The organism is Bradyrhizobium sp. WBOS07 (assembly GCF_024585165.1).
Classification (GTDB): Bacteria; Pseudomonadota; Alphaproteobacteria; order Rhizobiales; family Xanthobacteraceae; genus Bradyrhizobium; species Bradyrhizobium japonicum_B.
The window spans coordinates 2,538,619-2,557,273 of record NZ_CP029008.1; the positions used below are offsets into that span (position 1 = coordinate 2,538,619).

The 18,655-nt window shown below is 64.8% G+C and carries 18 protein-coding genes; 2 read left to right on the forward strand and 16 right to left on the reverse strand.

From position 1 onward, the window contains the following. Window positions 1-51 precede the first annotated feature (51 nt). The 3 genes from DCM79_RS11935 to DCM79_RS11945 all read right to left on the reverse strand — a co-directional run bounded on the left by DCM79_RS11935 (window position 52) and on the right by DCM79_RS11945 (window position 4,371). On the reverse strand, window positions 52-1,641 hold the full coding sequence (locus DCM79_RS11935; RefSeq protein WP_257180015.1) for an ABC transporter substrate-binding protein: 1,590 nt from the start codon (window positions 1,639-1,641) through the stop codon (window positions 52-54). A 388-nt stretch (window positions 1,642-2,029) separates the two neighbouring features. After that, complete coding sequence (mtnK, locus tag DCM79_RS11940) at window positions 2,030-3,340, reverse strand: S-methyl-5-thioribose kinase (RefSeq protein WP_257180016.1); 1,311 nt, start codon at window positions 3,338-3,340, stop codon at window positions 2,030-2,032. Window positions 3,341-3,456: 116 nt separating this feature from the next. Further along, window positions 3,457-4,371: a class I SAM-dependent methyltransferase gene (locus tag DCM79_RS11945; protein ID WP_306556660.1), complete on the reverse strand. Its 915-nt coding sequence runs from the start codon at window positions 4,369-4,371 to the stop codon at window positions 3,457-3,459. On the opposite strand from DCM79_RS11945, the gene DCM79_RS11950 reads away from it, so the two are divergent. Beyond that, window positions 4,322-4,789, forward strand: coding sequence for a YidB family protein (locus DCM79_RS11950; protein WP_257180017.1), 468 nt, complete (start codon window positions 4,322-4,324; stop codon window positions 4,787-4,789). The two genes, DCM79_RS11945 and DCM79_RS11950, sit on opposite strands and share 50 nt — an antisense overlap. Before the next feature lie 30 nt (window positions 4,790-4,819). Further along, the gene (locus tag DCM79_RS11955; RefSeq protein ID WP_257180018.1) at window positions 4,820-5,083 is read left to right on the forward strand and encodes a GlsB/YeaQ/YmgE family stress response membrane protein; all 264 of its coding nucleotides are present in this window, start codon (window positions 4,820-4,822) and stop codon (window positions 5,081-5,083) included. A gap of 88 nt (window positions 5,084-5,171) precedes the next feature. On the opposite strand, the gene DCM79_RS11960 is transcribed toward DCM79_RS11955, so the two are convergent. From DCM79_RS11960 to nuoG, 13 genes are all read right to left on the reverse strand, one after another. Further along, on the reverse strand, window positions 5,172-5,519 hold the full coding sequence (locus tag DCM79_RS11960; RefSeq protein WP_257180019.1) for a hypothetical protein: 348 nt from the start codon (window positions 5,517-5,519) through the stop codon (window positions 5,172-5,174). A 217-nt stretch (window positions 5,520-5,736) separates the two neighbouring features. Continuing rightward, on the reverse strand, window positions 5,737-6,012 hold the full coding sequence (locus DCM79_RS11965) for a DUF1467 family protein (RefSeq protein ID WP_257180020.1): 276 nt from the start codon (window positions 6,010-6,012) through the stop codon (window positions 5,737-5,739). Between the two features lie 9 nt (window positions 6,013-6,021). Beyond that, window positions 6,022-6,426, reverse strand: a complete 405-nt coding sequence (gene mce, locus DCM79_RS11970) for a methylmalonyl-CoA epimerase (protein WP_028136079.1) — start codon at window positions 6,424-6,426, stop codon at window positions 6,022-6,024. Between the two features lie 67 nt (window positions 6,427-6,493). Further along, entirely contained in the window at window positions 6,494-8,164 is a 1,671-nt protein-coding gene (locus DCM79_RS11975) for a ribonuclease J (RefSeq protein ID WP_257180745.1), read from the reverse strand. Next, the gene (locus DCM79_RS11980; protein WP_257180021.1) at window positions 8,164-8,970 is read right to left on the reverse strand and encodes a biotin--[acetyl-CoA-carboxylase] ligase; all 807 of its coding nucleotides are present in this window, start codon (window positions 8,968-8,970) and stop codon (window positions 8,164-8,166) included. The genes DCM79_RS11975 and DCM79_RS11980 overlap by 1 nt, the downstream gene beginning before the upstream one ends. A gap of 1 nt (window position 8,971) precedes the next feature. Next, complete coding sequence (nuoN, locus tag DCM79_RS11985) at window positions 8,972-10,408, reverse strand: NADH-quinone oxidoreductase subunit NuoN (RefSeq protein WP_257180023.1); 1,437 nt, start codon at window positions 10,406-10,408, stop codon at window positions 8,972-8,974. A gap of 22 nt (window positions 10,409-10,430) precedes the next feature. Then, complete coding sequence (locus DCM79_RS11990; protein WP_257180024.1) at window positions 10,431-11,939, reverse strand: NADH-quinone oxidoreductase subunit M; 1,509 nt, start codon at window positions 11,937-11,939, stop codon at window positions 10,431-10,433. After that, the gene (gene nuoL / locus DCM79_RS11995; protein ID WP_257180025.1) at window positions 11,940-14,033 is read right to left on the reverse strand and encodes an NADH-quinone oxidoreductase subunit L; all 2,094 of its coding nucleotides are present in this window, start codon (window positions 14,031-14,033) and stop codon (window positions 11,940-11,942) included. It abuts the gene before it with no gap. Window positions 14,034-14,041: 8 nt separating this feature from the next. Then, complete coding sequence (gene nuoK, locus DCM79_RS12000) at window positions 14,042-14,350, reverse strand: NADH-quinone oxidoreductase subunit NuoK (protein ID WP_008547737.1); 309 nt, start codon at window positions 14,348-14,350, stop codon at window positions 14,042-14,044. Beyond that, window positions 14,347-14,985: an NADH-quinone oxidoreductase subunit J gene (locus DCM79_RS12005; RefSeq protein WP_028136073.1), complete on the reverse strand. Its 639-nt coding sequence runs from the start codon at window positions 14,983-14,985 to the stop codon at window positions 14,347-14,349. Before DCM79_RS12005 ends, nuoK begins: the two co-directional genes overlap by 4 nt. A 9-nt stretch (window positions 14,986-14,994) precedes the next feature. Next, the gene (gene nuoI, locus DCM79_RS12010; protein ID WP_191093171.1) at window positions 14,995-15,489 is read right to left on the reverse strand and encodes an NADH-quinone oxidoreductase subunit NuoI; all 495 of its coding nucleotides are present in this window, start codon (window positions 15,487-15,489) and stop codon (window positions 14,995-14,997) included. Between the two features lie 8 nt (window positions 15,490-15,497). Further along, window positions 15,498-16,565: an NADH-quinone oxidoreductase subunit NuoH gene (gene nuoH / locus DCM79_RS12015; RefSeq protein ID WP_257180028.1), complete on the reverse strand. Its 1,068-nt coding sequence runs from the start codon at window positions 16,563-16,565 to the stop codon at window positions 15,498-15,500. 10 nt (window positions 16,566-16,575) lie between these two features. After that, window positions 16,576-18,651: an NADH-quinone oxidoreductase subunit NuoG gene (gene nuoG / locus DCM79_RS12020; protein ID WP_257180029.1), complete on the reverse strand. Its 2,076-nt coding sequence runs from the start codon at window positions 18,649-18,651 to the stop codon at window positions 16,576-16,578. Window positions 18,652-18,655 lie beyond the last annotated feature (4 nt).

Below are 18,655 nucleotides of genomic sequence, written 5' to 3' on the forward strand. Positions count from 1 at the left end.
TCCTCGCTCCCTCCATCGCTTGAGGCGATGGAGGGAGCGCGCGAGCGTACGTCACTTCGCGGGCGAGGTCTCGTCGACCCAGAGATCCTCGACGTTCTGATGGGTCAGCTCCGTCGCGTTCAACTGGATCCCCTTCAGCCAAGGCTGCACCGCCATGACCGCCTTGTTGTAGTTGAAGAACCAGACCGGAGCCTCCTCATAGAGCAGCGCATTGGCCTTTTGCAGCAGTTCGCTGCGCTTTGCGACGTCGTCGGCCTGCCCTGCCTGATCGACGAGCTTGTCGAAATCGGCATTCTTGTAGGTCATGTAGTTGCAGGCCGGCTGCGGCGTCGACGAGTGGAAGCATTTGAGGGCGGCCAGCGGATCCGGCCCGCTGGCCTGGGAATAGATGAAGGCCTGGTAGTCGCCGGTGCGGACCACCTCCGCCAGCACGGCGGTCTCGACCTGCTTGACCTTGGCCTTGATGCCGACCTTGTCCAGCATCGGGATCACCGCCGACACGATCGGCAGGCCCCAGCTTTCATTCTGGCTGGCGGTCCATTCGAACTCGAAGCCTTGGGGATAGCCGGCCTCGGCGAGCAACTGCTTGGCCTTGGCGGGGTCGTAGGGGTAAGGCTTCATGGCCTTGTCGTAGGCGGGCGAGGTCAGCGGCAGCCAGCTGGTGGCGCGATAGGCCTTGCCCTTGACCAGCTTGTTGATGATCAGATCGGTATCGATCGCGTAATTGATCGCCTGCCGCACGCGCTTGTCGGAGAACGGCTTGAACGTGGGATTCATGCCCATGTAGCGGGTGAAGACCTCGGCGACCTCGACGATGGTGCCCTTGAGGGCGGCGTCGGACTGATAGGCGACGTATTGCGCTGGCCCCAGCACCGAGGTGTCGATCTCCTTGTTGCGGAAGGCGACGTCGCGCGCCGCGGCCTCGGCCATGATCGACACGATGACCTTGTCGGCGTAGGGCTTGCCGGGCTTGTAGAACCGGTCCCACCGCTCCAGCACGATGCGTGACCCCGGCACGTGCTCGACGAACTTGAACGGTCCGAGACCGATCGGCTTCTGGATGAAGCTCTCCTTGGCGCCCTCGTCGGCGGGATAGATCGAAGTCAGCGCGGTAAAGAAGTAGAAGCCGGGATCGACCTTGTCGGTCAGCTTCATCTCAATGGTGAAATCGTCGATCTTCTTCAGGCCGGAGATTTCCTTGGCCTGGCCCTTCTCCACCGCGGCGGCGCCCTCGATGACGCGGACAAAGCGCGCCCCGGGATAAGCCTTGGTGCCGTCCATGATGCGGTTATAGGACCAGATGACGTCGTCGGCCGTCATCTTGACGCCATTGTGGAAATAAGCGTCGTCGCGCAGCTTGAAGGTGTGAACCAGGCCGCCGCCGGAGACCACATCCTCCTTGGCGAGTTCCAGAACCGGCTTACCCTCCGCGGAATTCCAGATGTAGAGCGAGCGATGCAGCGCCTTGGCGTAGATCTCGTCCTGGGCGCGTTGCGTGGTGTGAATGTCGAGGCTGGTGAAGCTCGAGCCGTAAGGCGCCGTCATGCGGATGGTTCCGCCCTTGCGCGGCGTCTGGGCCTCCGCCGTTGCGGCGAGCGCCAGCCCCATCCCCGCGATGATTGCGATCATCCTGAACATCATGTGTCCCCCAACAACGCAGGTCGATGCCGATCAGAGATTTGATCATTCGCAGCCCATCGAATGCAAGCTTCGTTTTTGCTGGAGACCAATGTCAGTTCCTGGAAGTGGCGCTTCGGCGGAGATCCCGAGGATGGGGTTGCATCCCCGCAGCGATGCAATCCGCATTGACGCAGTGCGTCATCGGGCAGCCGACGCCCCCTTCCCTTTGCGACCGTTTTGGCGACCGTCCGAGCTCTCTCCGACATTGCCGGCGCCAGCGACTTGTCCGCCGAAGCCTTGGCGACGGCGGAAGTAACCCAGAGCCTTTGCGCGGCGACGGTCTGGATTGCTTCGTCGCAAGGGCTCCTCGCAATGACGGAGGGTGCGGCACTGCCCCTTCGCGATGTCTTCAGCCCGACAATTCCGGCATCCAGTGCCGCAGTTTTCGCGCAGCACCCGTGACGTCGGCGATCGTCCGGAACGTCGGCGTCTCGACCATCATGGCGCGTGCCAGCCGCACCGCGCGCGCTTCGCTGATGGCGCGCGTCTTCGGATCCTCGATCAGCTCGAAGTCGATGTTGTGGGCGAGACCGAAGATGCGGCGGATGATCTTTGCGGCGGCGAGGCCGATCGTGTCGGCGAACAGGCGTTGTATGTAAGCCTGCCGCTCGGCCTCCAGGCGCGCGGCGCCCTTCTCTCCGGCAAACAGCGAGGCCGGGTAGGCGTCGCCTGCCGCGCCGGCGCGCCAGAGCTCGAGGAATTTGCGAGCGAACTCGCTCCAGACCTGCTCGACCGTCTCCAGGACCCAGGCCTCGAACGCGGCCCGCCCGCCCGGCGCACGCTCGTGGCCGGCGGAGGCGAAATAGGCCATTAGGAGGTTGGCGAGCACGGCGCCGACGTCGAAGCCCATCGGGCCGTAGAATGCGAATTCGGGATCGATCACCCGGGTCTCGCTCTCCGTGACCATGATCGATCCGGTGTGGAGATCGCCGTGCAGCAGCGCTTCCGGGCTTGCCATGAACTTCAGCTTCAGCCGGGAGATCGCGACGTGCAGCTCCATGTCGTCGCGCAGCTCAGCGGCAAGGCCATCGAGATACGGCGCGGTCCAGCGGTTCTGCTCGGCGATACGGTAGGGATCGGTGAAGATCAAATCCTCGGTGATCTTGCACAGCGCGTGGTTGCCGGCGAAGGCTGCGATGCCCTCCTTCTTCTCGGCCGCGGACAGCGCGAGATCGGAGGTGAAGAACAGCGTTCGCGCCATGAAGGTGGTGATGTCGCCGACGAAGCCGGGATATCGCGTGCCGGCAACCAGCCCCTTGCGCATGATGATATGGGGCTCGAGCAGCTCCATCACCGTCAGCGCCAGATCCTCGTTGTGATGCAGCAAAGCCGGCACGAGGCCGGGCGCGAGCTGGGCCTGCTTCGACAGCGCCAGATATTCGTAATGGGCCCGCGACAGCGGCAACGGCCAGCTCTCGCCGACGAGGCGGACATAGGGCAGCGCCTGCTTGACGGCGATGCCGCCGCGCGGGCCCTTGACGATGAAGACGAGGTTGAGGTTGCCGTCGCCGACCTCGGTGATGGTCCAGGACGCCGGCTCGCCGCCCAGCCGGGCCGCAACATCGAAGACCTCGGCAATGTAATCCCGCAAATCGGCTTCATGGAGAATTCGATAATCCTGCCGCCGCGGATCGGCCAACGGTCGAGGCGCTGAACTCATGCCGGTCTCCCCCACTATGCCGGCGGGAGCAGCTGTTCACTCCCATGTCAGGATTTGAGCCGGCCTTCTTTTCGGATCATCATAGCCGCAAAGCGCCCTGGCGCCTATCGCCACGATCATTCGACTAAACCGAGCGTCTCGATGCGCTGTGCAAGCCAGATCGTGTGCCCGCCGCAATCGCGATCGTCGGCGACATGCGACACGACGCGGAAGCCGTTCCGGCCCAGGAGCGACCGATATTCGCTGGCATCCAGGCTCGCATGATACAGCGGCTCGCCGCCGAATTGTCCGATTGCCTCCCCGTGCGCGGGACCGCTCGTGAACATCAGCGCCGCATCCGGCGCGGCATGCTCGCGAAAGATCTGGAACATGCGGCGCTGGTCCTCAAAGGACAGATGAAAGAAGCTGTCCCAGGCCAGGATTCCGCAGAAGCGTCGCCCCAACGCAAGCTGGCGCATGTCGCCGACATTCCACTCCTGCTGCGGGAAACGACGTCGGCACTCCGCGATCATCGCCGGGGCGGAATCCACGCCCACGACGGGGTGACCAAGACCGATCAGATACCCGGCGATCGGCATGGCGGAGCCACAGCCCAAATCGAGGACCGGGCCGGCGGGAGGCAGCAGCGCGCGAAAGCGGTCGAGCCAGGCTCGCTCGAACAGGCGGCTCTGGGCGCGCTTCGCGATCCAGTCCGAGGCCTGGCGCTGGTAGAGATCGATGATCCGGTCGGCGGCTTCCGATGACGGCATATGCGTTCTCGCGCGGCGCTTGGTCCTGAGATCGTCCGGCTCCGCCGGGGTCGAGCTGAGATCGGGTTTACTACCTCCTGCCGCCATCTCCGGCCAGCCCCACCCCGTCCTTGCTTCTCTCCCCTCACGGCAGCGAGACGCTTCGCCGCGACTGATCATGTGCGATCTCGGGAACTCAGGCGTGTCGAGACAGTTTCGCTCTTCTCGGATCCCGGATCTCAAGGAGACGCCAATGGCGCGCGGAATGCCTTCCATGACTGCCCTTCTGGCAATGCTGGCCATAGCTGGCTATCAAAACCGCGACAAGCTGGCCGAACTGCTGAAGGGTTCAGGCGCAGGGTCTGCGGGCGGAGGGCGTGCCGGCGGGAGTGCTCAGGAGCCGCTTGGGGGAATGCTGGGCAATTTGGGCGGCATGCTCGGCGCGGGCGGCATCGGTGGGCTGCTCAATGGAGGAATTGGCGAGCTCCTGGAAAGGTTTAACCAGAATGGACGGGGCGAGGTAGCCGACTCCTGGGTCAAGCCCGGCCCCAACAAGGAGATTGCGCCGCCTGAGCTGAAAACCGCCGTTGGCGCCGACGTGCTCGAGAAGCTCGAACAGCAGACGGGGCTCTCTCAAGACGAGATCCTTGCAAGGCTGTCCCGGGAATTGCCGTCGGCGATCGACAAGTACACACCGGACGGGCGCCTGCCGCAGGCTTGACTGCCGCTGCCTAACTCGAAGGGGTTTGAAATGAGCATTCTCTGGACGATCATCATCGGCTTCGTCGCCGGCGTCATAGCCAAATTCATCATGCCCGGAGACAACGAGCCGTCCGGCTTCATCCTGACGACCATCCTCGGCATCGTGGGCGCATTCGTTGCGACCTACCTCGGCCAGGCCCTCGGCTGGTATCGCCCCGAAGAAGGAGCAGGATTGATCGGCGCGGTCGTTGGCGCGATCATCGTGCTGCTCGTCTACGGAATGATCGCGGGCCGCCAACGCCGAACGATTTGATGGTCTTGCGTGAAAAGCGCGACGAGGCTGCGCACTCCTGTCAGGAGCTGCGCAGTTCTGCGCCGCGCTCACGCAGGACACCGAACAATTACTCCCGCTCCAGGAAGCTCGAGCCGATCTCGGCCTTTCTCTTGATCGGATCGTAATCACAATAAACGAGATCTGCGACCAGCGTATAGCTGGCGCTGACGTTGTATTTGTCGAGCTTGACCGAGTTTAGGCCGATCACCGAGGTGCTCTTGCCGCCGTTCCATTTGAACGGTGTCGAACTCTTGGCCTGCTCGCAGGCCATCACCGCTTCGTTGAAGACGTAGCCTTCGACGAACGCCTTCAGCGTTCGCACCTGCACGGCCATCTTCCACTCGACATAGCCGATGGCGCCGAGCCCTGCGACGATCAGCACCAGAAGCGCAATGACGATGCGTTGAAAAGTCATTTGTGTCCCCCCGAAACAATGCGCCAAGCGAAAAAATCTAAGCACGCGGCGAGATGAAGCAAGCGCCTCGTCCTTCGAGACGACCGCTTCGCGGTCTCCTCAGGATGAGGCTAACGGACATCGCCGCCCGTTGAAACTGCGGCCGCGCACGCCGTCCTCATCCTGAGGAGCCCGCCCAAGGCGGGCGTCTCGAAGGATGGGCCGCACGCAGATAGACCTAGAACGGCATGCCCATCAGCTTCGACAGGCGCTCGATCGAGAGATAGCCGGCCTGATAGGCGACCATGCCGAGGCCGTAGACGATCGCAGAGATGATCGTGGTCCAGATCAGCTTGCGGCCCATCCGGGTCAGGATCGGGGCGCCGGGATCGGTGCCGGGCGCGCCGACGCCGTCCTCGTGCTGGCTGCGCACGCCGAACGGCAGCGTCACGAACAGCGCCACCCACCAGATGACGAAGTAGATCGCGATCGCGGTCGATATCTGGATGGCCATGGGACGGGCTTATGCCTGCTCGATTTCGACTAGCGCGCCGGAAAAGTCCTTCGGATGCAGGAACAGCACCGGCTTGCCGTGGGCGCCGATCTTCGGCACGCCGTCACCGAGCACCCGTGCCCCCTCCTTCACCAGGGTGTCGCGCGAGGCGATGATGTCGACCACCTCGTAGCAGACGTGGTGGATGCCGCCGTCGGGGTTGCGCTCGACGAATTTCGCGATCGGCGAGGCCTCCCCTAGCGGCTCGATGAACTCGATCTTGGTGTTGGGCAGGGTTGCGAATACGGTGATGACGCCGTGCTCGGGCAGCGGCACCGCGTCCGAGATCTGGGCGCCGAACGCGGCACCGTAGATCCTGGCCGCCTTGACGGCATCCTTGGTCGCGATCGCGACATGGTTGAGCCGGCCCAGCATGGTTCTCTCCCCTTAAGGCATGATCCGGAAAAGTGTGAAGCGGTTTTCCGAAAAGATCATGCCCAAATTAGACTGTCAGTACGTGTACCAGACAGGGGGGCTTCTTGCCCCAATGTTCGTTGATGACGGCCCGGACGGCGCGTCGCACCGACTCGGCCAGCGCATCCGCATCGCGGCGGCGCGCCTTCGGCAGACCCTCGATCGTCGACATCACGGCGTCGAAGACGATGTCGTCGAACGGCTCGCCCGCCCGGTTCTTCTCGGGGATTCCGACCAGGTCGACCTCGGGATCGTCGGCGAGCTCCCCCTGCTCGGTCATGGCAATGGCGACGAAGGCGCAGCCGGAGAAGGCCATGCGCCGCCGCTCGACCACGGCGCGGGACTTGGAATCCTCCAAGATCGAGCCGTCCTTGTAGAGGCGCCCCGACGGCACCTCGCCGACGATGCCGGGATCGCCGGGGCCGAGCTTGACGAGGTCGCCGTTGCGGCAGACCAGCACGCGCGGCACGCCGGCGGCCCGCGCCAGCTTGGCGTGCTCGTGCAGATGCAGGGCCTCGCCGTGGACGGGGATCAGGAGCTGTGGCCTGGTCCAGGCGATCAGGTCGCGCAATTCGTCTCGGCGGGGATGGCCGGAGACATGAACCAGCGCGTCGCGGTCGGTGATGATCTCGACGCCCTGCAGCACCAGATTGTTGACGATCGAGCTGACGGCCTTCTCGTTGCCGGGAATGGTGCGCGAGGAGAAGATGACGCTGTCGCCGCGGTTGAGCGTGATCTCGGGATGGTCGTCATTGGCGATGCGCGCCAGCGCGGCGCGCGGCTCGCCCTGGCTGCCGGTGCACAGCGCCAGCACCTTGTCCTGCGGCAGATGGCCGTAGACCTCGGGCGAGCGGAAATTCTGCACGCCGTCGAGATAGCCGGTCTCGCGCGCGACCTGCACCACGCGCTCCATGGCGCGGCCGACCACGACGACCTCGCGGTCGGCGGCCTTGGCGGCGGCGGCAACCGCCTTGATGCGCGCGACGTTGGAGGCGAAGGTCGTCACGGCGACGCGGCCCTTGGCAGCCTTCACGAGATCGATGATGGTCCGGGCGACCTCGGCTTCCGAGGGCGAGCGCCCGTCGCGCACCGCGTTGGTGGAATCGCCGATCAAGGCGAGCAGGCCCTCTTCGCCGAGCTCACGCAGCCGCTTCTCGTCGGTGGGAGCCCCGAGCGTCGGGGTCGGGTCGATCTTCCAATCGCCGGTGTGCAGCACCGTGCCGGCCGAGGTGTGGATCGCCAGCGCGTGCGCTTCGGGAATCGAATGCGCGACGGGGATGAATTCGACGTTGAACGGGCCGACGTCGATGCGCCCGCCTGACGGCACCACCGTCACCGGGATTTTTGGCGCGTTGCGCTCGGCGGCGCATTTGGCCTCGAACAGCGCGGCGCTGAACTGCGTCGCATAGATCGGGCATTTCAGCTTCGGCCAGAGGTCGATGATGGCGCCGAAATGATCCTCATGGGCATGGGTCAGCACCAGGCCCATCAGATTCTTGCGCTCCTTCTCCAGGAAGGAGATGTCCGGCATGATCAGGTCGATGCCCGGCAGATGCTCCTCGTCGCCGAAGGAGACGCCGAGATCGACGGCCATCCAGGCGCGCTGCTGGCGGTTGCCTAGGCCGTAGATCGACAGGTTCATGCCGATCTCGCCGACACCACCGAGCGGCGCAAAGACCAGTTCCTCGGGCTTCGCCATCATGCAGCTCCCACCGAGCGGACCGGGCCGAAGAACACCTCGCCTGCCGCCACCGGCAGGCGTCGGCCGTCATCGGTGCGCACGATCAGGCAGCCGGTGTCGTCGATGGTGTCAAAAATGCCTTCCAGCGTCATCGCCCCCGTGTGGATCGAGACTTTCTCGCCGAGGCCGGCGGCGCGCTCCAGCCACAGTCTTCGGATCTCGACAAAGCCGCTTCCATTGTCCCAGATCCCGCGGAACTCGACCCAGGCATCAGATAGGGCCGAGAACAGCTCCTCGGCGCTGATCTGGACGCCGAGCGCCGCCAGCGACACCGCGGGCGTCGGTGTGCCCTCGGGCGCCGCGACGACATTGGTGCCGATGCCGACGACGATGGCGAGGCGGTCGCCGACGGCCTCGGCTTCCAGACCGATGCCGACCAGCTTCTTGCCGTTGGCCAGCACGTCATTGGGCCATTTCAGCGCGTAGCGGGGACGGCCCTCGCCGAGCCGGAGCGCGGCCTCGAGGCTGACCTTCTCCAGGGCGGCCTCCTCGGCCAGCCCGGCGGCAAAGCCGATGGTGGCGGCAATTGCCGGCGCGACGTCCAGGACTTCGAGGACGCTGGCGGCGAGATTGCCGCGCGGCGCGATCCAGGGCCGCTGACGGCGGCCGCGGCCGGCGGTCTGCTCGGACGTGACGAACCACATCGGGCCGCGTTCGCCGGCCCTGGCGCGCTCGATCGCCTCGGTGTTGGTCGAGCCGGTCCGCTCGAACGCCGCGAGCTTGTAGCCCGCGGATGAGGCGCGAGGACCGAGCGCGAAAGCCATCCTAAAACAGCGACTTTGCCGCGGCGGAGGCGACGCTCACCACGGGACCTGCGAACAGCGCGAACAGGATGTTGAAAAGGCCGGCAACCGCCAGCACCGTCTTCACCTCGACGCGCACCGGATCGACCTGTCCGGCCGGCTCGTCGAAATACATCGTCTTGACGATGGCGAGATAATAGTAGGCGCCGACCACGCTGGTCAGCACGCCGACGACGGCGAGCGTGAACAAATTCGCCTTGATGGCGGCGACGAAGACGTACCATTTGGCGAAGAAGCCGGCGAGCGGCGGAATGCCGGCGAGCGAGAACAGCAGCATCGCGAACATGAAGGCGAGCAGCGGATTGGTGCGCGACAGGCCGGCGAAATCGCTGATCTGCTCGACGGCCTGGCCGTTGCGGCGCATGGCGAGGATGATCGAGAACGAGCCCAGCGTCATCGCGACATAGATCACGATGTACATCAGGACGCCCTGGGCGCCCTCGACCGTGCCGGAGGCAAGACCGACCAGGGCAAAGCCCATGTGGCCGATCGAGGAATAGGCCATCAGGCGCTTGATGTTGGTCTGGCCGATCGCGGCGAAGGAGCCGAGCGCCATCGAGGCGATCGAGACGAACACCAGGATCTGCTGCCACTGCGAGACGATGCCCGGGAAAGCGGTCAGCGTGACGCGGGTGAACACGGCGAGTGCAGCGACCTTCGGCGCCGAGGCGAAGAAGGCGGTGACCGGGGTCGGCGCGCCCTCGTAGACGTCGGGCGTCCACATGTGGAACGGCACCGCCGAAACCTTGAAGCAGAGACCGACCAGCAGGAAGACGAGACCGAACACCAGCCCGACATTCGAGACCGTCGCGGCCGCGGCGATGCCGGTGAAGCTGACCGTGCCGGTGAAGCCGTAGACCAGCGAGGCGCCGTAGAGCAGCATGCCCGAGGACAGCGCGCCGAGCACGAAGTACTTCAGGCCGGCTTCGGTCGACTTGGCGTTGTCGCGGTTGGAGGCCGCCACGACATAGAGCGCCAGCGACATCAATTCGAGGCCGAGATAGAGCGAGATCAGGTCGCCGGCCGAGATCAGCACCATCATGCCGAGCGTCGAGAGCAGCACCAGGATGGAATATTCGAAGATGCGGCGCGACGGGTCGGACAGGAACTCGGTCGACAGCACGAGCGTCACCGCCGAGCCGATCAACGCCAGGATCTTCATGAAGCGGGCGAAATCGTCGACGATGAAGCTGCCGCCGAAGGTCACATGCTTGCCGGCGGGCAGCATGTATTCGAGCACGCCGACCACGACCAGGAGCACGACCGCCAGGGAGGTGATCGCACCGGTCGTCCCCTGCCCGCGATAGGCGCCCAGCATCAGCAGAGCCATGGCGCCGATCGCGAGCACGATCTCGGGCAGCACTGGCGCCAGTTGATAACCTGCAGTCTCGAAGCTCATGGCGATATCCTGACCTGCCCGATCAATGGAGCAGTGCGGCGGCCTTCACGGCCGTCACAGCGTTGTTGTAATTGTTGACGAGTTGCTGGACCGAGGCGGCCGACATGTCGAGCACCGGCTTCGGATAGACGCCGAACAGGATCGTCAGCGCGATCATCGGGAACAGGATCACGCACTCGCGCAAGGTGAGATCCTTCATGCTCGCCAGCGACGGCTTGGCCAGCGCCCCGAACACGACCTTGCGGTAGAGCCACAGCGCATAGGCCGCCGACAGGATCACGCCGAAGCTGGCGAAGAACGCCGTCGGGATCGAGACCTTGAAGGTGCCGAGCAGCGTCATGAACTCGCCGACGAAGCCGCTGGTGCCGGGCAGGCCGACATTGGCCATGGTGAAGACCATGAAGGTCATCGCGTAGAGCGGCATCCGGTTGACGAGGCCGCCATAGGCCGCGATCTCGCGGGTGTGCAGGCGGTCGTAGACGACGCCGACGCAGAGGAACAGCGCGCCGGAGACGATGCCGTGCGAGATCATCTGGAACACGCCGCCGGCGACGCCCTGCATGGTGCCGGCGAAGATGCCCATGGTGACGAAGCCCATATGCGCCACCGAGGAGTACGCGATCAGCTTCTTCATGTCCTCCTGCATCAAGGCCACCAGCGAGGTGTAGATGATGGCGATGGCCGAGAGCGTGAAGATCAGCGGCGCGAAGTCGTGCGAGGCCAGTGGGAACATCGGCAGCGAGAAGCGCAGGAAGCCGTAGCCGCCCATCTTCAGCAGGATCGCGGCCAGCACCACCGAGCCCGCGGTCGGCGCTTCGACGTGCGCGTCCGGGAGCCAGGTGTGCACCGGCCACATCGGCATCTTCACCGCGAAGGAGGCGAAGAAGGCGAGCCAGGCCCAGGTCTGCAAGTTCCGCGGCACGGCGGTATGCATCAGGGTCGGGATGTCAGTGGTGCCGCCGTTCCAGTACAGCGCCATGATGGCGAGCAGCATCAGGACCGAGCCGAGCAGCGTGTAGAGGAAGAACTTGAACGACGCGTAGACCCGGCGCGGGCCGCCCCAGACGCCGATGATCAGGAACATCGGGATCAGGCCGCCCTCGAAGAACAGGTAGAACAGCACGAGATCGAGCGCCGAGAAGGTGCCGATCATCAGCGTTTCCAGGATCAGGAACGCCATCATATATTCGCGAACGCGGTTGTTGATCGCCTTCCAGCTCGCGATGATGCAGAACGGCATCACGGCAGTGGTGAGGATCACCAGCGGCAGCGAGATGCCGTCGACGCCCATGTGGTAGGTGATGCCGGTGGCGAGCCAGTTCGCCTTCTCGACGAACTGAAAGTCGGGATTGGCGGGGTCGAAGCGCATGACCAGGATCACCGACACCGCGAAGGTGATCAGCGTGGTCCAGAGCGCGATCCAGCGCGAATTGCGCTTGGCCGCCTCGTCGTCGCCGCGGCTGAGATAGACGATCAGCGCGCCGACCAGCGGCAGGAACGTCGTGACCGAAAGGATGGGCCAGGTTGTCATTTACTGGCCTCCAAAGCCGAACATGAACCAGGTGATCAGGCCGGCGGCACCGATCAGCATGGCGAACGCGTAGTGATAGAGATAGCCGGTCTGGATCTTCACGACGTTGCGGGTGACATCCAGCACGCGGGCCGAGACGCCGTCGGGACCGAAGCCGTCGATGACGAAGCCGTCGCCCTTCTTCCAGAGCTGGTAGCCGAGCCACTTCGCCGGACGGACGAAGATGATGTCGTAGAGCTCGTCGAAGTACCATTTGTTGAGCAGGAACTGGTACAGCATCGGCTGCGTGTTCGCGAGCTCGACCGGCAGATAGGGCCGACGGATGTAGAACAGGTACGAGACCAGGAAGCCCAGCACCATCATGACCGTCGGCAGGAATGCGATGGTCTGCGGGATGTGGTGCATCTCCTCGATGATGTGCGGGTTCATCTTCACGGACTCGCGGAAGAATTCCTCGACGCCGTGACCGGCGAACAGCTCCTTGAACGGGAACCCCGCGACGAACGAGCCGACCGCGAGCACGCCGATCGGGACCAGGATCCAGAGCGGAGCTTCATGCGCGGCCTCGTAATGATGCTCGTCATGCGGCTCGCCGTGGAAGGTCTTGAAGATCAGGCGCCAGGAGTAGAACGAGGTCAGGCCGGCGGCGACGATCGTCATCAGGAAGCCGTACATCCCGAACGGATTGTGCGAGGCGTAGGCCGCTTCGATGATGGCGTCCTTGGAGAAGTATCCGGCGGTGAGCGGGAAGCCGGTCAGCGCCAGGGTGCCGACCACCATCACTGCATAGGTGTAGGGGATCTTCTTCCAGAGCCCGCCCATGTTGCGGATGTCCTGCTCGTGGTGCATCGCGTAGATCACCGAGCCGGAGCCTAGGAACAGCAGCGCCTTGAAGAAGGCGTGCGTGAACAGGTGGAACATGCCGACCGAATAGGCCCCCGCTCCCATCGCCACGAACATGTAGCCGAGCTGCGAGCAGGTCGAGTAGGCGACGATGCGCTTGATGTCGTTCTGGACGAGGCCGATCGTGGCCGCGAAGAACGCCGTGGTGGCGCCGAAAAACATCACGACGGCCTGCGCGGTCGGGGCGAGCTCGAACAGCGGCGACAGGCGCGCCACCATGAACACGCCCGCGGTGACCATGGTCGCGGCATGGATCAGCGCCGACACGGGGGTCGGGCCTTCCATCGCGTCGGGCAACCAGGTGTGCAGCAGGAACTGCGCCGACTTGCCCATCGCGCCCATGAACAGCAGCAGGCAGGTCAGGGTCAGCGCGTCGGCGTGCCAGCCGAGGAAGTTGATGGTCTTGCCGGTGAGGCCAGGTGCGGCATGGAAGATCGTCTCGAAATCGGTCGAGCCGACCAGCATGAAGACGGCGAAGATGCCGAGCGCGAAGCCGAAGTCGCCGACGCGGTTGACCACGAAAGCCTTGATGGCGGCCGCGTTCGCCGACGGCTTCTGGTACCAGAAGCCGATCAAGAGGTAGCTGGCGAGGCCGACGCCTTCCCAGCCGAAGAACAGCTGCACGAGGTTGTCCGCGGTCACCAGCATCAGCATCGCGAAGGTGAACAGGCTGAGATAACCGAAGAAGCGCGGCCGGTTCGGGTCCTCGTCCATGTAGCCGATGGAATAGAGGTGCACGAGCGAGGACACGGTGGTCACCACCACCAGCATCACGGCGGTGAGCGTGTCGACCCGCAGCGTCCACCAGACCTGGAGGTCGCCGGAGAAGATCCAGGGCAGCAGCTGAATGCGGGCGTCATGGTGCATGAAGCCGACATCGACCAGCGTCATCCAGGACAGCGCGGCCGAGACGAACAGCAGCGCGGTCGTGATCAGCTCGGCAGCGCGCGAGCCGGCGGCCGGCGGCTCGGCCGGGCCGTGAGCGTGATCGTCGTGGCCATAGTCGTCATGGCCATGGGCGTCATGGGCATGGGCGTCATGGGCCGTCGAGGCGTGAGCGTCGCCATGTCCGTGGTCGCCGTGATGATCGAGCTCGTCACCCGAGGGGTTGCGGGCATGCGCGCCGACGAGCGCGATCAGGCCGGCCAGAATGGCGCCCAAGAGAGGCAGGAAAACGATTGCCTGAACCATTTGAGAGCTCAGCCCTTCATCAGATTGACGTCCTCAACCGCGATCGAGCCGCGGTTGCGGAAATAGACCACCAGGATGGCAAGACCGATCGCAGCTTCAGCCGCCGCGACGGTGAGCACCAGCAGCGCGAAGACCTGGCCGACGATGTCGCCGAGGAAGGTCGAGAATGCCACGAGGTTGATGTTGACCGAGAGCAGGATCAGCTCGATCGACATCAGGATGACGATGATGTTCTTGCGGTTCAGGAAGATGCCGAGGATGCCGAGCGTGAACAGGATCGCGCCGACCGCCAGGTAATGTCCGAGCCCGATCGTCATTTCACCCACTCCGCCGCATCGGCATCCGAGAGCCCCTGCCCCGGCGCCACCTTGCGCATCGCCATCGCCATCTCGGGCGTGCGCGCGTTCTGAACGTTGATGTCCTGCCGCTTCACGCTCGCCTTGTGGCGCAGCGTCAGCACGATGGCGCCGATCATGGCGACCAGCAGCACCATGCCCGAGAGCTGGAAGTAGTGGATGTACTTCGTATAGAGCACGAGCCCGAGCGCCTCGGTGTTGGAGACGTTGGCCGGGATCGCCGCCGTGATCGTCTTGGAGACGCCGGGATTGATGACCCAGAAGCCGACGGTGAGCAGCAGCTCGAACAGGAAGATGCCGCCGATCACCAGGCCTACCGGCAGGTACTCGATGAAGCCTTCGCGCAGCTCGAGGAAGTCGACGTCGAGCATCATGATCACGAAAAGGAACAGCACCGCGACCGCGCCGACATAGACGACGATCAGCATCATGCCGAGGAATTCGGCCCCCATCAGCACGAACAGGCCGGAGGCGTTGACGAAGGCCAGGATCAGGTACAGCACGGAGTGCACGGGATTGCGCGAGACAATCACCATCACCGCCGAGGCGACGCAGATTCCGGCGAAGAGATAGAAGAACAGCGCGGGAAGGATCATGCCCTCACCTCACCGGTACGGCGCGTCGAGCTCGATCGCTTTCGCGATCTCGCGTTCCCAGCGGTCGCCGTTGGCGAGCAGCTTGGCCTTGTCATAGAACAGTTCCTCGCGGGTCTCGGTCGCGAACTCGAAGTTCGGGCCTTCGACGATGGCGTCCACAGGACAGGCCTCCTGGCAGAGGCCGCAATAGATGCACTTCACCATGTCGATGTCGTAGCGCACGGTGCGGCGGGTGCCGTCGTTGCGGCGCGGGCCGGCTTCGATCGTGATGGCCTGCGCCGGGCAGACCGCTTCGCACAGCTTGCAGGCGATGCAGCGCTCTTCGCCGTTCGGATAACGGCGCAGCGCGTGCTCGCCGCGGAAGCGCGGCGAGATCGGGCCCTTCTCGAACGGATAGTTCAGCGTCGGCTTCGGCTGGAAGAAATAGCGCATGGCGAGGAAGAACGCCGAGACGAATTCCGACAGCAGAAGCGAGCGTGCAGTGGCGTTGACGTTGATACCCATGACAGCCCTCACTTCGGCGCGATGCCGGCGAAATGCAGCACGCCGGCCACCACGATCACCATCACCAGCGACAGCGGCAGGAACACCTTCCAGCCGAGGCGCATCAATTGATCGTAGCGGTAGCGGGGCACGATCGCCTTCGCCATCGCGAACAGGAAGAACATGAAGAACAGTTTCAGCGAGAACCAGATGATCCCCGGCACCCAGTTGAAGGGCGGCAGGTCCACCGGCGGCAGCCAGCCTCCGAGGAACAGGATCGTCGCCAGCGCGCACATCGTGACGATCGCGACATACTCGCCGAGCATGAACAGCAGATACGGCGTCGAGCCGTATTCGACCATGAAGCCGGCGACGAGCTCGGATTCGGCTTCGACGAGGTCGAAGGGCGGACGGTTGGTTTCCGCCAGCGCCGAGACGTAGAACACCACGAACATCGGGAACAGCGGCCAGACGTACCAGTTCAGGATGGTGAGCTGCGGCAGGCCGATCAGGCTGGCGAGACCGCGCGCGTGCTGGGCCTCGACCACGCCGGTGAGGTTCAGCGTGCCGGCGCAGAGCAGCACCGTGATGATGACGAAGCCGATCGAGACCTCGTAGGACACCATCTGTGCAGCCGAGCGCAGCGCGGCCAGGAACGGATATTTCGAGTTCGACGACCAGCCGGCCATGATGATGCCGTAGATCGACAGCGACGAGATCGCGAAGATGAAGAGGATGCCGACATTGATGTCGGCGATCACCCAGCCGAGATTGGTCGGGATCACGGCCCAGGCGGCGAGCGCGAGCACGCATGAGACCAGCGGCGCCAGCAGGAACACGCCCTTGTTGGCGCCGGCCGGAATGATCGGCTCCTTCAGCACGAACTTCAAGAGGTCGGCGAAGGATTGCAGCAGGCCCCAGGGGCCGACCACGTTCGGGCCGCGCCGGATCTGCACCGCCGCCCAGATCTTGCGGTCGGCGAGCAGGATGTAGGCGATCGCCACCAGCAGGACGACGAGCACCAACACGCTCTGCGCGACCATGATGATCAGCGGCCAGAGGAAACCGGTCCAGAATGCGCTTTCGAAGAATTCCATCAGATCACGCTCACTCCGCTGCGGTCAGCATGTGCCCGGAGGCGAGGCGCGAGCATTCCGCCATCACGGCGGACGCACGCGCGATTGGGTTGGTCAAATAGAAGTCCTCGACCAGCGGCTTGAACGGCGCCTTCTCGGGCGAGCCGCCCTTCCCAGCCAGCTTCCTGACCTGGTCGGCGGAGCCGGCCTCGATCTGGTCGAGACGGATCAGGTGCGGCACGGCCTTGAAGATCGCCTGGCGCAGCTGCGCGAGCGAGTCGTAGCCGAGCTTCTTGCCGAGCGCCTCGGACAATGCGCGGACGATCGCCCAGTCCTCGCGGGCTTCGCCCGGCGGGAACGCGGCGCGGCCCGTCATCTGCGCGCGGCCCTCGGTGTTGACATAGATCGCGGACTTCTCGGTGTAGGCTGCCGCCGGCAGGATGACGTCGGCGCGGTGCGCGCCGCGGTCGCCATGGGTGCCGATATAGACGACGAAGGTGCCATCAGGCGCGTTGATCTCGTCGGCCCCCAGCAGGAACAGCAGGTCGAGCGTGCCGAAGGTCGTCATCTGCGCGGCGTTCAGGCCGCCGCCGGTTGCGGAGAAGCCGATGTCGAGCGCGCCCACGCGCGAGGCGGTCTCGTGCAGCACGCCGAAGCCGTTCCAGCCGTCCTTGAGCACGCCGACGTCGAGCGCGAGCTTGGCAGCGGCGGCGAGGATGGCGGCGCCGTCGTGGCGCGAGGTGGCGCCTCCGCCGACCAGGATGATCGGATTCTTGGCGTTCTTCAGCACGTCCATGAAGGAGTGCTTGCCGGCCGCAAGCTCACCGAGGGTCTCGGTGCCCGCGCCGAGATGATCGTAGTCGTAAGTGAGATCGACTTTGGAGCCGATCACGCCGACCTTGAAGCCGCCGGCGCGCCAGCGCTTGCGGATGCGGGCGTTGAACACGGCCGCCTCCTTCCGCGGGTTGGCGCCGATAATGAGCAGCGCATCCGCCTGCTCCACGCCCGCCAGCGTCGGGTTGAAGATATAGGAGCCGCGGCCGAGCGCGGGATCGAAGGCATCGCCGCCCTGCACCGCCAGATTGCCGGAGCCGAACTTGGCGAGCAGGTCCTTCAGCGCGAACATCTCCTCGACACCGGCGAGGTCGCCGGCGATCGCGCCGATGCGCTTGCCGTCGGTGCGCGCCGCCTTGGCGGCGATCGCGGCAAAGGCTTCCTGCCAGCTCGCCGCGCGCAGCTTGCCGGCCTCACGGACATAGGGGCGGTCGAGCCGCTGCGTGCGCAGTCCGTCGACGACGTGGCGGGTCTTGTCGGAGATCCACTCCTCGTTCACGGCCTCGTTGATGCGCGGCAGGATGCGCATCACCTCGCGGCCGCGGGTGTCGACGCGGATCGCAGAGCCCACGCCGTCCATCACGTCGATCGACTGGGTCTTGCCGAGCTCCCACGGACGCGCCGCGAAGGCATAGGGCTTCGAGGTCAAGGCGCCGACCGGGCAGATGTCGACGAGGTTGCCCTGCAATTCCGAGGTCAGCGCGTGCTCGAGATAGGTCGTGATCTCCATGTCCTCGCCGCGGCCGGTGGCACCCATCTCGGGCGCGCCGGCGACTTCCGCCGAGAAGCGAACGCAGCGCGTGCACTGGATGCAGCGGTTCATCGAGGTCTTGACCAGCGCGCCGAGATATTTGTCTTCGACCGCGCGCTTGTTCTCGGCAAAGCGGCTGGTGTCGACACCATAGCCCATCGCCTGGTCTTGCAAATCGCACTCGCCGCCCTGGTCGCAGATCGGGCAGTCCAGCGGATGGTTGATCAGCAGGAATTCCATCACGCCTTCGCGCGCCTTCTTCACCATCGGCGAACGCGTCGAAATCTCCGGCGGCTCGCCTTTGGGGCCCGGACGGCAGTCGCGCACGCCCCAGGCGCAGCTCGCGACCGGCTTCGGTCCACCCTTCACCTCGACGAGGCACATCCGGCAATTGCCGGCGATCGACAGCCGCTCGTGGTAGCAGAAGCGCGGAATCTCGGCGCCGGCCGCCTCGCACGCCTGAAGCAGCGTGTACTCCGGCGGGACATCGATCTCTTTGCCGTCGATGATGAGCTTGGTCATGTCT

Bases quoted from the DNA above. Each gene is read 5' to 3' on its own strand.
- DCM79_RS11935 (WP_257180015.1), bottom strand. From the start codon at position 1,641: ATGATGTTCAGGATGATCGCAATCATCGCGGGGATGGGGCTGGCGCTC.
- mtnK (WP_257180016.1), bottom strand. From the start codon at position 3,340: ATGAGTTCAGCGCCTCGACCGTTGGCCGATCCGCGGCGGCAGGATTAT.
- DCM79_RS11950 (WP_257180017.1), top strand. From the start codon at position 4,322: ATGGCGCGCGGAATGCCTTCCATGACTGCCCTTCTGGCAATGCTGGCC.
- DCM79_RS11945 (WP_306556660.1), bottom strand. From the start codon at position 4,371: ATGGCCAGCATTGCCAGAAGGGCAGTCATGGAAGGCATTCCGCGCGCC.
- DCM79_RS11955 (WP_257180018.1), top strand. From the start codon at position 4,820: ATGAGCATTCTCTGGACGATCATCATCGGCTTCGTCGCCGGCGTCATA.
- DCM79_RS11960 (WP_257180019.1), bottom strand. From the start codon at position 5,519: ATGACTTTTCAACGCATCGTCATTGCGCTTCTGGTGCTGATCGTCGCA.
- DCM79_RS11965 (WP_257180020.1), bottom strand. From the start codon at position 6,012: ATGGCCATCCAGATATCGACCGCGATCGCGATCTACTTCGTCATCTGG.
- mce (WP_028136079.1), bottom strand. From the start codon at position 6,426: ATGCTGGGCCGGCTCAACCATGTCGCGATCGCGACCAAGGATGCCGTC.
- DCM79_RS11975 (WP_257180745.1), bottom strand. From the start codon at position 8,164: ATGGCGAAGCCCGAGGAACTGGTCTTTGCGCCGCTCGGTGGTGTCGGC.
- DCM79_RS11980 (WP_257180021.1), bottom strand. From the start codon at position 8,970: ATGGCTTTCGCGCTCGGTCCTCGCGCCTCATCCGCGGGCTACAAGCTC.
- nuoN (WP_257180023.1), bottom strand. From the start codon at position 10,408: ATGAGCTTCGAGACTGCAGGTTATCAACTGGCGCCAGTGCTGCCCGAG.
- DCM79_RS11990 (WP_257180024.1), bottom strand. From the start codon at position 11,939: ATGACAACCTGGCCCATCCTTTCGGTCACGACGTTCCTGCCGCTGGTC.
- nuoL (WP_257180025.1), bottom strand. From the start codon at position 14,033: ATGGTTCAGGCAATCGTTTTCCTGCCTCTCTTGGGCGCCATTCTGGCC.
- nuoK (WP_008547737.1), bottom strand. From the start codon at position 14,350: ATGACGATCGGGCTCGGACATTACCTGGCGGTCGGCGCGATCCTGTTC.
- DCM79_RS12005 (WP_028136073.1), bottom strand. From the start codon at position 14,985: ATGATCCTTCCCGCGCTGTTCTTCTATCTCTTCGCCGGAATCTGCGTC.
- nuoI (WP_191093171.1), bottom strand. From the start codon at position 15,489: ATGGGTATCAACGTCAACGCCACTGCACGCTCGCTTCTGCTGTCGGAA.
- nuoH (WP_257180028.1), bottom strand. From the start codon at position 16,565: ATGGAATTCTTCGAAAGCGCATTCTGGACCGGTTTCCTCTGGCCGCTG.
- nuoG (WP_257180029.1), bottom strand. From the start codon at position 18,651: ATGACCAAGCTCATCATCGACGGCAAAGAGATCGATGTCCCGCCGGAG.